The following is a 12,853-nucleotide window of genomic DNA, read 5'->3' on the forward strand; positions in this document are numbered from 1 at the left end:
CTGTCGCCAATGTGCGTGTCGCCCGCGCCGTTCATGGAAAGCCCCCATGGGCCCCAGGGACGTCGCCCCCTACGATCCGACGTCGTTTTCCTCCCCGGTGCGGCGCGCGCAAGGCCCGGCCGCCCCCGCCTGCCATGTCCTCCGCCCCCGAGCCCGGCGCCCAGCTGGACGCCGCCAGCCCCCTCCCCCCCGACATCGCCGCCGCCGACGAGCCCGTCAAGGTGCCGCTGGCCATCGAGGACTGGGCCACCGTGGTCATCATGGCCCTGCTGGCCTGCATCACCTTCGCCAATGTGCTGGTGCGCTACTTCACCGATTCCTCCTTCGCCTGGACGGAGGAGTTCTCGGTCTTCCTGATGATCCTGCTGGCCATGGTGGGCGGCTGCGCCGCCGTGGCGCGCGACCGGCACATCCGCATCGAGTACTTCAGCGAAGCGGGCTCCATGAACCGCCGCCGGCGCCTCGCGCAGTTCGGCGCGGCCATGGTGGCGCTGCTGTTCTTCCTGATCGCGGCGCTGTCGGTGCGCGTGGTATGGGACGACTGGCGCTTCGAGGAAACCTCGCCCGGCATCGGCGTGCCGCAGTGGTGGTACTCGATCTGGCTGCCCATCGTGTGCACCGGCATCGGCCTGCGTGCCGTGGGCCTATTCATCCGCCGCGGCCGGCGCCCCCCCGATGGCGGCGAAGGGAGCGACGCATGATCGCCACCCTGCTCTTCGTCGGCTTCGTGGCCATGATGCTGATCGGCGTGCCGATCGGCGCGGCGCTGGGCCTGGCCGGTGCGGCCTGCATCGCGCTGGCCAATGCCGATGCGCAGTGGTTCGGCCTGCTGGCCGTGCCGCAGAACTTCTATGCGGGCCTGGGCAAGTACCCGCTGCTGGCCATCCCGATGTTCGTGCTGGTGGGCTCCATCTTCGACCGCTCGGGCGTGGCGCTGCGACTGGTGAACTTCGCCATCGCCATCGTGGGCCGCGGCCCCGGCATGCTGCCGCTGGTGGCCATCGTGGTGGCCATGTTCCTGGGCGGCATCTCGGGCTCCGGCCCGGCCAATGCCGCGGCCGTGGGCGCGGTGATGATCGCGGCCATGTCGCGCGCCGGCTACCCGGCGGCCTACTCGGCCAGCGTGGTCGGCGCGGCGGCGGCCACCGACATCCTGATCCCGCCCTCGGTGGCCTTTATCGTGTATTCGGTGCTGGTGCCGGGTGCGTCGGTGCCGGCGCTATTCGCGGCCGGCATGGTGCCGGGCATCCTGGCCGGGCTGGCGCTGATCATCCCCGCCGTGTGGATGGCCCGCCGCCACAAGATGGGCGCGCTGGAGGCCACGCTGCCCCGTCCGCCCTTCTGGCAGAGCCTGCGCGAGGCGGTGTGGGGCCTGGCAGCGCCGGTGCTCATCCTCGGCGGCATGCGGGCCGGCTGGTTCACACCCACCGAGGCGGCGGTGGTGGCGGTGTTCTACGGACTCTTCGTGGGCATGGCGATCCACCGCACCATCAAGGTCCGCGACCTGTTCCCGATCCTGCGCGAATCGGGCGAGCTGTCGGCGGTGATCCTGATCGTGGTCTCGCTGGCGGGCATCTTTGCCTATTCGCTCTCCACGCTGGGCGTGATCGACCCGGTGGCCAAGGCCATCGTCAACTCGGGCCTGGGCGAATACGGCGTGCTGTCGCTGGTCATCCTCATGCTGATCACGGTGGGCATGTTCCTGGACGGCGTGTCGATCTTCCTGATCTTCGTGCCGCTGCTGTGGCCCATCGTGCAGCACTACAACTGGGACCCGGTGTGGTTCGGCGTGCTGCTCACGCTCAAGGTGGCGCTGGGCCAGTTCACGCCGCCGCTGGCCGTGAACCTGATGGTGTCCTGCCGCATCGCCGGCGTGCGCATGGAGTCCACCGTGCGCTGGGTGGGCTGGATGCTGTTCGCCATGTTCCTGGTGATGGTGGCCGTGATCATCTGGCCGCAGCTGGCGCTGTGGCTGCCGCAGCAACTGGGCTACTGAGCCCACGCCCCCGACAACACAACCCAAGGAGACGAAGCATGACCCCATCCACCTTCCGCCGCAGCCTCATCGGCCTGGCCGCCGCCGCCGTGGCCCTGGCCACCTTCTCGACCGGCGCCGCCGCGCAGGCGGCCTACAAGGCCGAATACAAGATGTCGCTGGTGCTGGGCCCGCCCACGCCCTGGGGCATGGCCGGCAAGCTGTGGGCCGACATGGTCAAGGAGCGCACGCAGGGCCGCATCAACATCAAGCTCTATCCGGGCGTGTCGCTGATCCAGGGCGACCAGACGCGCGAGTTCAGCGCGCTGCGCCAGGGCGTGATCGACATGGCCGTGGGCTCGACCATCAACTGGTCGCCGCAGGTGAAGGAGCTCAACCTCTTCTCGATGCCCTTCCTGATGCCCGACTACGCGGCCATCGACGCGCTGACGCAGGGCGAGGTGGGGAAGGACATCTTCACCCGCCTGGACAAGGCCGGCGTGGTGCCGCTGGCCTGGGGCGAGAACGGCTTCCGCGAGGTGACCAACTCCAAGCGCCCCATCAAGACGCCCGAGGACTTGAAGGGCATGAAGCTGCGCGTGGTGGGCTCGCCCATCTATTCCGACACCTTCAGCGCCCTGGGCGCCAACCCCACGCAGATGAGCTGGGCGGATGCGCAGCCGGCGCTGGCCAGCGGTGCGGTGGATGGGCAGGAGAACCCGCTCTTCCTCTTCACGGTGTTGAAGATGCACACGGTGGGCCAGAAGTACGTGACCACCTGGGGCTACGTGGCCGATCCGCTGATCTTCGTGGTCAACAAGGAGATCTGGTCCAGCTGGACGCCGGCCGACCAGGCCATCGTGCGGCAGGCCGCCATCGATGCCGGCAAGCAGGAGATCGCCCTGGCCCGCAAGGGCCTGACGGAGGCCGACAAGCCGCTGCTCAAGGAGATCGCCGGCATGGGCGTGACGGTGACCCAGCTCACGCCGGCCGAGCGCGAGGCCTTCGTCAAGGCGACGCGTCCGGTCTATGCCAAGTGGAAGGGCACCATCGGCGCCGGCCTCGTCGACAAGGCCGAGAAGGCCATCGCGGCGCGGCAGAAGTAAGGCGGCTTACTTGGCCTTGTGCATCCCGGCCCCGTGCACGGGGTCGGAGGCCATGCTGCTGGCCATCACCTGCTTGTAGGCCGACTTGGTGAGGTTGATCTTGCAGTACTCGTCGAGCTGCGGCTTGATCTTCTCGACCGCCACCTCGTCGAACACCGCGTCCTTCTTGCCGTGCGTGCCGTGGCCCACGACGTAGTAGATGAACTTGGGCTTCACGGTCTCGTCGAGCGCCACGTAGTCGGAGCAGCGCATCTTGACGATGGGCTTGGCGGTGGCCGTGGCCTGCACCGGAGCGGGAGCAGCCGGTGCAGGTGGCGGCGTCTGTGCCATCGCGGCCGAGGCGGCCAGGGTCGACAGGGTCAGGACGGAGAGGGCTGCGAGAACTTTCATGGGGACACTCCTGAGGCAAGAACTTGGGTGAGGGCATGGCCGGTCACCACGGACCGGCCACGTCCACTGCCTTATCGCCCGGACACCGCAGGTGTCGGAGGGCGATGGGTTCATCCTAGGAATGGGCGCTTAGAAGGTTCTTAAACAGGCGCAGGCCGGTCAACGCAGCAACTCGCCGCTGGCCTCGGGCTGGAAGGTGATGGCCTCCACCTGCAGCACGGCCGCGCGCCCGTCGGGAGCACGCCAGCGTGCCTCCTGACCCGCCCGCAGGCCCAGCAAGGCGATGCCCACGGGCGACAGCACGGAGATGCGGCCCTGGCCCGCATCGGCCTCGTCGGGATAGACCAGCGCGATCTCGCGGGCGGTGGAGGCGCCGGCCTCGGCCACACGCAGGCGAGAGCGCATCGTCACCACGTCTGGCGCGACCTGTGCGGAGGGCACCAGCTCGGCGTTGTCGAGCACGTCCTGCAGCGCATCGGCCGCTGCGGAGGGGACCTGCAGCCACTTGCCGAGGCGAACATGGTCGAGCTCGGTCAGCACACGCACCGGCGCCGCGGTGGCGGACGAGGACGTGGTCGGGGAAGAAGAGAAAGAAGAAAAAGACATCGCACGACTCCTGAAAAAACAATCGCCGGGTCAGAGCCCGGCGATGCGATTGGCGAGGAGGACGGATGCGTGCTCGCCGGGCTCAGGAGGGTGCGGCCAGGCACTGGCCGCGCAGGCGCCGCTGGACGCCCGCGCTCTGGCACGCCCGCAAGGCGGGACGGTGCAGAGCGAAGGGACTGGAGCGGAACATGCAGGGCCGGTCGTTGTGATCGCAGCCTGGGCTCAGTGCTGCAGGATCTTGTTGAGGAAGTCCTTGGTGCGCGGCTGGCGGTTCTCCGGATGGCCGAAGAACTCTTCCTTGGAGCAGTCTTCCAGGATGCGGCCGCCCACGTCGATGAAGATCACGCGGCTGGCCACCTTGCGCGCGAAGCCCATCTCATGGGTCACGCACATCATGGTCATGCCTTCCTTGGCCAGGCTCACCATCACGTCGAGCACCTCGCCGACCATCTCGGGGTCGAGCGCCGAGGTGGGCTCGTCGAAGAGCATGACGATCGGGTCCATCGACAGCGCGCGGGCGATGGCCACGCGCTGCTGCTGGCCGCCGGAGAGCTGGCCCGGGAACTTGTCCTTGTGCGCCATCAGGCCCACGCGGTCGAGCATCTTGAGGCCACGGGTCTTGGCCTCGTCGGCACTGCGGCCCAGCACCTTCATCTGCGCGATGGTGAGGTTCTCGGTCACCGACAGGTGCGGGAACAGCTCGAAATGCTGGAACACCATGCCCACCTTGGAGCGCAGCTTGGGCAGGTTGGTCTTGGGGTCGTTGACCTTGACGCCGTTGACGACGATCTCGCCCTTCTGGATCGGCTCCAGCGCGTTCACCGTCTTGATCAGCGTGGACTTGCCCGAACCCGAGGGGCCGCACACCACCACCACGTCGCCCTTGTCGATGCTCACGGAGCAGTCGTGCAGCACCTGGACGGGGCCGTACCACTTCGAGACGTTCTTGATTTCGATCATTTTTTCAGCCATGGCTGGAACCCTTCATCGGATGATGGCGATTTTCTTGTGCAGTCGCTTGACCATGTAGGACAGCGAATAGCAGAGGATGAAATAGACGACGGCGGCCAGCAGGTAGGCCTCCTCGGGGCGGCCGAAGTTCTTGCCCGCCGTCTCGAAGCCCTTGAGCAGGTCGTAGGCGCCGATGGCATAGACCAGCGAGGTGTCCTGGAACAGGATGATGGTCTGCGTGAGCAGCACCGGCAGCATGTTGCGGAAGGCCTGCGGCAGGATCACCAGTGTCATGTTCTGCTTGTAGGTCATGCCTACCGCCATGCCCGCGAACACCTGGCCGCGCGGGATCGACTGGATGCCGGCGCGCATGATCTCCGAGAAGTAGGCGGCCTCGAAGCAGATGAAGGTGACGATGGCCGAGGTCTCGGCACCGATGGGCCGGCCGATGACGAAAGGCACCAGCAGGAAGAAGCCCAGGATCACCATCACCAGCGGCACCGAACGCATGCCGTTGACGTACACCGCCGCCGGGAAGTCCAGCCACTTCTTGCCCGACAGCCGCATGAGCGCCAGCAGCGTGCCGAAGAAGATGCCGCCCAGCGTGGCCACCACGGTGAGCATCACGCTGAAGTACAGGCCCTTCAGCACATAGGTGCTGATGAGGTTCCAGCTGTAGAAGGAAAAGTCGAGGCCCAGCATGTCAGTGGCCTCCCGTCCCGCCCGCGGCCACGAAGCCCGGCACGCGGATCCTGCGCTCGATGAAGGTCATGATGCGGTTGATCAGCATGGCGCTGATGACATAGAGGATGACGACCCCGACGTAGATCGGGATCTGGGCTGAGGTCTCCTCGCCGGCCTGCAGGTAGAACTGCGTGAGCTCGGGGATCGACACCGCGAAGGCGACGGAGGAGTTCTTGAAGATGTTCATCGACTCGCTGGTCAGCGGCGGCATGATGATCCGGTAGGCCATCGGCAGCAGCACGAAGCGGTAGTACTGGAAGGTGGTGAAGCCCACCGCCATGCCCGCGTAGCGCTGACCGCGCGGCAGCGCCTGGATGCCCGAGCGCAGTTGCTCGGCAATCCGCGCCGAGGTGAAGAAACCGAGCGCGCACACCACCAGCACCAGCGGCGGCAGGTCACGCATCGCCGGAATCATCTTGGGCAGCACGAAGTACCAGATGAACACCTGCACCAGCAGCGGGATGTTGCGGAACAGCTCCACCCACGCATTGCCGAAGCGCACCAGCCAGGGACTGTCCGGCAGGGTACGCAAGGTGCCGATGATCGAGCCGACCACCAGCGCCAGCAGCAGGGCCGCGAGCGCCACGCTCACGGTCCAGCCCCAGGCATTGAGCATCCACTGCAGATAGGTCTGGTCGCGCCCGTGTGCAAAACAGCTGGCGACCGCCTCATTGGTGAGCGTGTCCTGGCAGAAAACCGACATATCCAGGCTCAGCATCCATCCTCCTCCGCGGGTCAGGCCCCGCGCTCATTCCATCGAAAAGCCCGCGTCGGCAGGCGCGCCGCGCGGGCTTGGCTATTGAGGTCGACAGAGACCTTACTTGTTGGCGTAGGCTTCCATCGGCTTGTCGTTCGGATGGGCCCAGGCGTCCTTGGTGCTCTCGGAAGCGGGCATGTTCAGGTTGACGTTGTTCGGCGGGATCGGCTGCATGAACCACTTGTCGTACAGCTTGGCCAGCGAGCCATCCTTGATCTGGCGGACGATGCTGTCATCGACCGCCTTCTTCAGCTTGGCATCGCCCTTGGGCAGCATGCAGGCGATCGGCTCGACCGACAGCACTTCGCCGACGAGCTTGAAGTCCTTGGGGTTCTTCGACTTGGCGGCGTTGGCGGCCAGGATGGAGCCGTCCATCACGAAGGCATCGGCGCGGCCCGACTCGAGCAGCAGGAAGCTGTCGGCGTGGTCCTTGCCCATGACTTCCTTGAAGTCGATGCCTTCGGCGCGCTTGTTCTTGCGCAGCGTCTGGACCGAGGTGGTGCCCGTCGTCGTGGCAACGGTCTTGCCCTTCAGGTCGGCGATGCCATTGATGCCCGAATTCGCCTTGGTCAGGATGCGGACTTCTTCCACGTAGGTCGTGTAGGCGAAGTCGACATCCTTCTGGCGTGCGGTGTTGTTGGTGGTGGAGCCGCACTCGAAGTCGATGGTGCCGTTCTGCACCAGCGGCACACGGTTCTGCGAGGTGATGACCTGGTAGTTGATGGTCAGGGGCTTGCCCATTTCCTTGCCGATGTCCTTGATGATGTTCTCGGCCATTTCGGTGTGGAAGCCGACGTACTTGCCGCCGCCCAGCGTGAAGGCCAGGCCGGACGAATCGCGCACGCCGAGGTTGACCGCGCCGCGCTCCTTGATCTTGGCCAGGGTGTCGGTGGCCTGCGCGAACGCTGCGCTGGTGGCGAGCGCCGCGATGGCGATGAGCGTGAGTTGCTTCTTCATGAATGTTCCTTGGGAGGGGTCGGGGACGGGCGAAATTCTAGACACACACCTTTTTCGGGATAACCCGAACCAAGAGGGTGCAGAACCCACCAACATTGGGCATTAAAACAGCGCGCCGCGCACCACAAAGTGAGGCGTGCGCCCTCTGTGTCAGGGCTTTGCAAGGATTAGCAGTCTCCATGCCCAAGCTGTGGCAGGCCCATGTGCATCAGGGATGGAGGCATGCATACACGGCATCGCGAATGCACGGCCCGCATCGGCCAACGCGCTGAAGGCGGGGGGCCGGTGCGCTGCGCAGCGCTGCGGGAGGGCACCCGGCCGGTCAATCCGCGGCCGGCTGCGCGTTGGTGAGGTAGGCCCAGAGCAGGTCGGCCGCCCGCTTGGGCGTGGAGCCGCCGTCGCCGCCGCGGGCCGGTGCCGCCGGGCGCTCGCGGTAGGCGCGGATCTCCATCGTGGCCTCCAGCGGCGCCATGTCCGGCCCGTTGGCGCTGACCAGCTTGCGCGCCCGCACCTCGTTGCGCACCGCGCTCTGCGGCAGGAAGGCGATGCCGTGGCCTTCGAGGGCCATGACCTTCAGGCCCTCGGCCATGTCGGTCTCGTAGACGCGGTCCAGGTGGATGGGCACGGAGGACGACTTGAGCAGTTGGTCGACCACACCGCCCAGGTAGGCGCCCGGCGCATAGCCCAGGTAGGGCAGCGGCCAGCCGGGCTGGCCGGGCAGGCGGTGGCGCGGCTGGCCTTCGGCATCGGGTCGCACCCACGGTGCGACCACCTCTTCGCCGAGGTGGACCATCTCGTAGCGGTGGGTGTCCAGCTGCAGCGGCTGCGACGGATGCTGGTAGGCGATCAGCAGGTCGCAGTTGCCTTCCACCAGCCGCATCATGGCGTCGTGCACGTTCAGGGCGATCAGCCGGCTCTTGAGCGGACCGAACTCCTGCCGCAGCCGCGTGACCCAGCTCGGGAAGAAGGTGAAGGCCAGCGTGTGCGGCACGGCGAACTCGATCACGTCCTGCGCCACGGCCGAATGGCCGCGCAGCATGGCCCGGGTGCTCTGCAGCGACTGCAGGATCTCCAGCGCCTGGGTGTAGAGGGTCTGGCCGGCGGCCGTGAGCCGCGTGGGATAGCTGCTGCGGTCCACCAGGTCGGTGCCGGCCCAGCTCTCCAGGGCCTGGATGCGGCGCGAAAAGGCCGGCTGGGTCACGTGCCGCAACTGGGCCGAGCGGCTGAAGCTGCGGGTTTCGGCGAGGCTCACGAAGTCCTCGAGCCATTTGGTTTCCATGGCGCGCGATTATGGTCCTGGGTACGCTCCAGGCCCGGCCTGCCCGTCCCGCCTTTCCTGTCCACCTGCTCATGACCGCCTCCGACCTCCTCGACCTCGATGCCACCACCCTGTCGCGCCGCATCGCCGACCGCAGCCTCTCGTGCCGCGAACTGATGCAGGCCACGCTGGCGCGCATCGACGCGCTCAACCCCCGCTTCAATGCCCTGGTCTCGCTGCGCGATGCCGACACGCTGCTGGCCGAGGCCGATGCGCGCGACGCCCAGCTCGCCCGCGGCGAGCGCCTGGGCTGGATGCATGGCTTTCCGCTGGCCGTGAAGGACCTGAGCCATGCGGCCGGCCTGCCGACCTCGATGGGTTCGCCGCTGGCACCCAAGAGCCCCGCGCGGCAGGACAGCCTGCATGTGGCCCGCGCCCGGGCGGCTGGCACCATCGTGATCGGCAAGAGCAACACGCCCGAGTTCGGCCTGGGCTCGCACACCTACAACACCGTCTTCGGCACCACCCGCAATGCCTGGGACGACCGCAAGTCCGCCGGAGGCAGCAGCGGCGGTGCCGCCGTGGCGCTGGCCCTGGGCATGCTGCCCGTGGCCGACGGCAGCGACATGATGGGCTCGCTGCGCAACCCCGCCGCCTTCAACAACGTCATCGGCTTCCGGCCTTCGCGCGGGCGCGTGCCCGGCTCACCGGACGAGGACCTGTTCTTCCAGCAGCTGGGCACCGAAGGCCCCATGGCCCGCACCGTGGAGGACGCCGCCCGGCTGCTGTGCGTGCAGGCGGGCGTCGATGCGCGCGTGCCGCTCTCGCTGCCGCAGGCGTTGCCGGATGCCAATGCGCTCGACCTGCGCACCGAGGTGAAGGGCCGGCGCATCGGCTGGCTGGGCAGCCTCTGGCCCGAGCTGCCGGTGGACCCGGCCGTGATGGCCACCTGCGAGCAGGCACTGGACGTCTTCCGCACGCTGGGCTGCGAGGTCGAGGCCTGCCAGCTCGATGTGCCGCGCGAGCAGAACTGGCAGGCCTGGCTGCGCCTGCGCCAGCTGCTGGTGGGCGGCAAACTCGGCGCGCTGGCGGCCGATCCACGCAACCATGCGCGCATCAAGCCCGAGGCGCTGTGGGAGATCGAACAGGCCCGCCACCTCGACGCCGCCTCGCTCTACCAGGCCTCGATCTGGCGCTCGAACGTCTACCGCGCCTTCGTGCGGCTCTTCGAGCGCTTCGACGCCGTGGTGGCGCCGACGGCGCAGGTCTTCCCCTTCGACGCCGACCTGCACTGGCCGGGCGAAGTGGCGGGCGTGAAGAGCCAGACCTACCACCACTGGATGGAGATCGTCACGCCCTTCACCCTGGCCGGGCTGCCCACGCTGAACGTGCGCGCGGGCTTCGGACCGCAAGGCTTGCCGATGGGCCTGCAGCTGGCCGGGCCGGCCAACGCCGACCTCGCGGTCCTGCAGCTGGGCCATGCGTACGACCAGGCCTGCCCGTGGTCGGCGCTGCAGCCGCCTGTGCTGGCGCCGCGCGAAGCGCGCTGAGGCGCCTGCAATGCCTGGGGACCGTGCGATGAAGCGGTGACGTCAGGGCCGCAGCGACATACCCGCCGGCAGCTTCGTCCATGGCAGGTCGGCCGGGTCGGCCGCCATGGGGCCCGGCGCCTTGGCCACCAGGATGTGGCTGGCGATGGGCGCGAAGTCGGCGCGGAAGTGCACCGAGCTCTTGTTGACCAGCAGCTTCATGGCCTCGGGCGCGATGCCGAGGAAGCGGTAGAGCTCGCGGTCCAGCATCTGCGTCTTGAGCGTGCAGACGCCGACCAGCACGCCGTCCACCTCCAGGCAGGCGCTGGGGCCGAGGCGGACCTCGCCCCCCATGCCCATCGGGCCCTTGAGCACCACATGGCCGTCCCGCAACGCACGCACGGTGGCCCGCGCGCGCACCGGCTCGTCGCTGAACTGGCCGCCCCAGGTGGGCACGCGCCGGCCGAGCTGCACCTCGATCTGCGCGCCCTCGCCGGCGGCATGGGCCGCGGCGGCGGCCTCCGGATCGGCCAGCAGGCCAAGCGCCACCTGCCCCGGAAAGCGCCGGCCGGCGCCCGCGGCCAGCAGTGCATGGAGCAGGCCGGTGGTGTTGCTGTCGCCGCCGGCGCCGGGGTTGTCCTGCGTATCGGCGATGACCACCGGGGCCGATGCGACAGCGGCCAGCGCCAGGGCCTCGGTGACCGCGGCCCCGGGGGCCTTCAGGTCCAGCTGCCACTGGCTGCGCGGCTGGTCCACGCGGGCGAAGAGCGCGGCCACGGCCGCCTCGGCCTGCTCGCCATGGGCCCAGATCACGGGCCCGCATTCGGCGATATCCGCCGCCGGAAAGCCCATGGCGAAGCTGAGGACCGTGCCATGCGCCGCGTCCAGGCGCAGCAGTTCGTCGTAGACGGCATCGGCCGGCGCGGTCATGGTGCTCTGCGCATTGAGCGGTAGCAGGAAGTCGAGCCGGCGTACGGCCAGCGGCTCGCGGCTACCGCGGCCCAGGCGACGTGCCAGCAGCGTGGCCGCCAGCGTGCCGGTGTCCTTCATGTCCACATGCGGATAGGTGCGGTAGGCCACCAGCGCATCGGCCACCGACAGCATGGCTGCGGTCACGTTGGCATGGAGGTCCAGGCTGGCGACGATGGGCACCCGCGGACCGACCACGGCCCGGATGCGCGCCAGCAATTCGCCCTCGGGGTCGTCCAGGTGCTGGGTGACGGCGGCGCCGTGCAGGTCGAGGTAGACCGCATCGACGCCCGGACCGGCCAGCGCGGCGCGCAGGTCGGCATCGATGTCGCCGGCGATGCGCTCGAAGGCCTCGCGCGTGACATGGGCCGAGGGATTGGCGCCGGCCCAGCCCGAGGCGGTGAGCGTCCAGCCCTGGGCTTCGGCCGCCTCGATGAAGCCGCCGATGGGAATGGCCTTGCCGCGATAGGCCTCGATGACCACCGGCCCGCGACGGTAGGCCGGAAAGCCCGAACCCGCCTCGAAGGCGGCCCAGTCGGCCAGGGTGGGCGCGAAGGTGTTGGTCTCGTGCTGGAAGCCGGCGATGAAGACGTTCATGGGACGATGCCGTGGGCGGCCTGGGAAAGGGATTCGGTGCTCGGTGGCGGGTTCGTTCCCGCCTTCTTCAGATCGGCGACACCACGCCACGGCCCGCGAAATGGCCTTCGGCATTGGCCATGAAGCGGTCCACGCTGCATTGCACGGCCTCGGGCGACCAGCCGGCCATGTGGGGCGAGAGCACGATGTTGGCGAGGCCCACCAGCGGCTCGGGCCGCTTGGGCTCGCTCTCGTACACATCGAGCGCGGCACCGGCGATGGTCTCGCTGCGCAAGGCCTCGGCCAGCGCCTCGGTATCGACCAGGCTGCCGCGGCCCACGTTGACCAGGTAGCCCTGCGGGCCCAGCGCCTGCAGCACCTGCGCATTCACCTTGTGCCGCGTGGCCGCGCCGCCGGGCGCCGCGCACACCAGCACGTCGCACCAGCGCGCGAGCTCGACCAGGTCGTCGAAGTAGCGGTGCGGCGAGCCGTCGACCGGCTTGCGGTTGTGGTAGCCCACCGGCATGTCGAAGCCGGCGGCGCGGCGCGCCAGCTTGGCGCCGATGGCACCCATGCCGAAGATGCCCAGGCGCCGGCCTTCGAGCTGTGGCGGCATCGTGAGCACGTCGCGCCACACGCCCTCGCGGCACAGCCGGTCGCGCTCGGGAATGCGGCGCACGATGGCCAGGATCAGGCCGAAGGCATGGTCGGCCACCGTGCTGTCATTGGTGCCGGCACCGTTGGCCGTGACGATGCCGCGCGCCCGCAGCGCGTCCATGGGCAGGCCCTCGTAGCCCACGCCCATGCAGCACACCAGCTCCAGCGCCGGCATGGCCGCGATCTCGTCGGGCGTGAGACCGATGGTGCCGATGGTGAGCACGGCGCGGAAGTCGCGGCCCCGTCTGGCGATGGCCGCTGCACGCTCCGCCGGCGTGGGCGCATAGACGAGGTCGTAGACGGCGCCGATCTGCTGCTGGTGTTCGGGCGTCTGCTGGTTGAGGACGAGAAGAGGGATCTTGGCGGACATGGGAACGA

The 12,853-nt window shown here is 68.5% G+C and carries 13 protein-coding genes; 4 read left to right on the forward strand and 9 right to left on the reverse strand.

Annotated features, from left to right (window positions below; all coding sequences use genetic code 11):
• Positions 1-134 precede the first annotated feature (134 nt).
• Genes L0984_RS07035 through L0984_RS07045 form a run of 3 tightly spaced genes read left to right on the forward strand, consistent with a single transcriptional unit; the run spans position 135 to position 3,081 of the window.
• Complete coding sequence (locus L0984_RS07035) at positions 135-701, forward strand: TRAP transporter small permease (RefSeq protein WP_234193032.1); 567 nt, start codon at positions 135-137, stop codon at positions 699-701.
• Positions 698-1,996, forward strand: coding sequence for a TRAP transporter large permease (locus L0984_RS07040; RefSeq protein WP_234193033.1), 1,299 nt, complete (start codon positions 698-700; stop codon positions 1,994-1,996). Before L0984_RS07035 ends, L0984_RS07040 begins: the two co-directional genes overlap by 4 nt.
• A gap of 38 nt (positions 1,997-2,034) precedes the next feature.
• Complete coding sequence (locus tag L0984_RS07045) at positions 2,035-3,081, forward strand: DctP family TRAP transporter solute-binding subunit (protein WP_234193034.1); 1,047 nt, start codon at positions 2,035-2,037, stop codon at positions 3,079-3,081.
• 6 nt (positions 3,082-3,087) lie between these two features.
• Here L0984_RS07045 and L0984_RS07050 read toward each other — a convergent pair whose 3' ends face one another.
• From L0984_RS07050 to L0984_RS07080, 7 genes are all read right to left on the reverse strand, one after another.
• Positions 3,088-3,471 carry an HdeA/HdeB family chaperone gene (locus tag L0984_RS07050; protein ID WP_234193035.1) on the reverse strand — a complete coding sequence of 128 codons (384 nt, stop codon included), beginning with the start codon at positions 3,469-3,471 and terminating at the stop codon, positions 3,088-3,090.
• A gap of 159 nt (positions 3,472-3,630) precedes the next feature.
• Entirely contained in the window at positions 3,631-4,077 is a 447-nt protein-coding gene (gene rnk / locus L0984_RS07055; protein ID WP_234193036.1) for a nucleoside diphosphate kinase regulator, read from the reverse strand.
• 222 nt (positions 4,078-4,299) lie between these two features.
• Complete coding sequence (locus L0984_RS07060) at positions 4,300-5,037, reverse strand: amino acid ABC transporter ATP-binding protein (RefSeq protein WP_234193710.1); 738 nt, start codon at positions 5,035-5,037, stop codon at positions 4,300-4,302.
• Between the two features lie 24 nt (positions 5,038-5,061).
• Positions 5,062-5,730: an amino acid ABC transporter permease gene (locus L0984_RS07065; protein ID WP_234193037.1), complete on the reverse strand. Its 669-nt coding sequence runs from the start codon at positions 5,728-5,730 to the stop codon at positions 5,062-5,064.
• A gap of 1 nt (position 5,731) precedes the next feature.
• Entirely contained in the window at positions 5,732-6,487 is a 756-nt protein-coding gene (locus L0984_RS07070) for an amino acid ABC transporter permease (RefSeq protein ID WP_234193711.1), read from the reverse strand.
• 102 nt (positions 6,488-6,589) lie between these two features.
• On the reverse strand, positions 6,590-7,486 hold the full coding sequence (locus tag L0984_RS07075) for an amino acid ABC transporter substrate-binding protein (protein ID WP_234193038.1): 897 nt from the start codon (positions 7,484-7,486) through the stop codon (positions 6,590-6,592).
• Positions 7,487-7,808: 322 nt separating this feature from the next.
• Positions 7,809-8,765: a LysR substrate-binding domain-containing protein gene (locus L0984_RS07080; protein WP_234193039.1), complete on the reverse strand. Its 957-nt coding sequence runs from the start codon at positions 8,763-8,765 to the stop codon at positions 7,809-7,811.
• A gap of 71 nt (positions 8,766-8,836) precedes the next feature.
• On the opposite strand from L0984_RS07080, the gene L0984_RS07085 reads away from it, so the two are divergent.
• Complete coding sequence (locus L0984_RS07085) at positions 8,837-10,294, forward strand: amidase (protein ID WP_234193040.1); 1,458 nt, start codon at positions 8,837-8,839, stop codon at positions 10,292-10,294.
• Between the two features lie 42 nt (positions 10,295-10,336).
• On the opposite strand, the gene L0984_RS07090 is transcribed toward L0984_RS07085, so the two are convergent.
• Both L0984_RS07090 and L0984_RS07095 read right to left on the reverse strand, forming a co-directional pair.
• Complete coding sequence (locus L0984_RS07090; RefSeq protein WP_234193041.1) at positions 10,337-11,839, reverse strand: M81 family metallopeptidase; 1,503 nt, start codon at positions 11,837-11,839, stop codon at positions 10,337-10,339.
• A 67-nt stretch (positions 11,840-11,906) separates the two neighbouring features.
• The gene (locus L0984_RS07095; protein WP_234193042.1) at positions 11,907-12,845 is read right to left on the reverse strand and encodes a 2-hydroxyacid dehydrogenase; all 939 of its coding nucleotides are present in this window, start codon (positions 12,843-12,845) and stop codon (positions 11,907-11,909) included.
• Between the last annotated feature and the right edge of the window lie 8 nt (positions 12,846-12,853).

The sequence above is a fragment of the Pseudacidovorax sp. NFM-22 genome, from assembly GCF_021401245.1.
Lineage (GTDB): Bacteria > Pseudomonadota > Gammaproteobacteria > Burkholderiales > Burkholderiaceae_C > Xenophilus.

Bases quoted from the DNA above. Each gene is read 5' to 3' on its own strand.
- L0984_RS07085 (WP_234193040.1), top strand. From the start codon at position 8,837: ATGACCGCCTCCGACCTCCTCGACCTCGATGCCACCACCCTGTCGCGC.
- L0984_RS07050 (WP_234193035.1), bottom strand. From the start codon at position 3,471: ATGAAAGTTCTCGCAGCCCTCTCCGTCCTGACCCTGTCGACCCTGGCC.
- rnk (WP_234193036.1), bottom strand. From the start codon at position 4,077: ATGTCTTTTTCTTCTTTCTCTTCTTCCCCGACCACGTCCTCGTCCGCC.
- L0984_RS07060 (WP_234193710.1), bottom strand. From the start codon at position 5,037: ATGATCGAAATCAAGAACGTCTCGAAGTGGTACGGCCCCGTCCAGGTG.
- L0984_RS07090 (WP_234193041.1), bottom strand. From the start codon at position 11,839: ATGAACGTCTTCATCGCCGGCTTCCAGCACGAGACCAACACCTTCGCG.
- L0984_RS07075 (WP_234193038.1), bottom strand. From the start codon at position 7,486: ATGAAGAAGCAACTCACGCTCATCGCCATCGCGGCGCTCGCCACCAGC.
- L0984_RS07080 (WP_234193039.1), bottom strand. From the start codon at position 8,765: ATGGAAACCAAATGGCTCGAGGACTTCGTGAGCCTCGCCGAAACCCGC.
- L0984_RS07035 (WP_234193032.1), top strand. From the start codon at position 135: ATGTCCTCCGCCCCCGAGCCCGGCGCCCAGCTGGACGCCGCCAGCCCC.
- L0984_RS07095 (WP_234193042.1), bottom strand. From the start codon at position 12,845: ATGTCCGCCAAGATCCCTCTTCTCGTCCTCAACCAGCAGACGCCCGAA.
- L0984_RS07065 (WP_234193037.1), bottom strand. From the start codon at position 5,730: ATGCTGGGCCTCGACTTTTCCTTCTACAGCTGGAACCTCATCAGCACC.
- L0984_RS07040 (WP_234193033.1), top strand. From the start codon at position 698: ATGATCGCCACCCTGCTCTTCGTCGGCTTCGTGGCCATGATGCTGATC.
- L0984_RS07045 (WP_234193034.1), top strand. From the start codon at position 2,035: ATGACCCCATCCACCTTCCGCCGCAGCCTCATCGGCCTGGCCGCCGCC.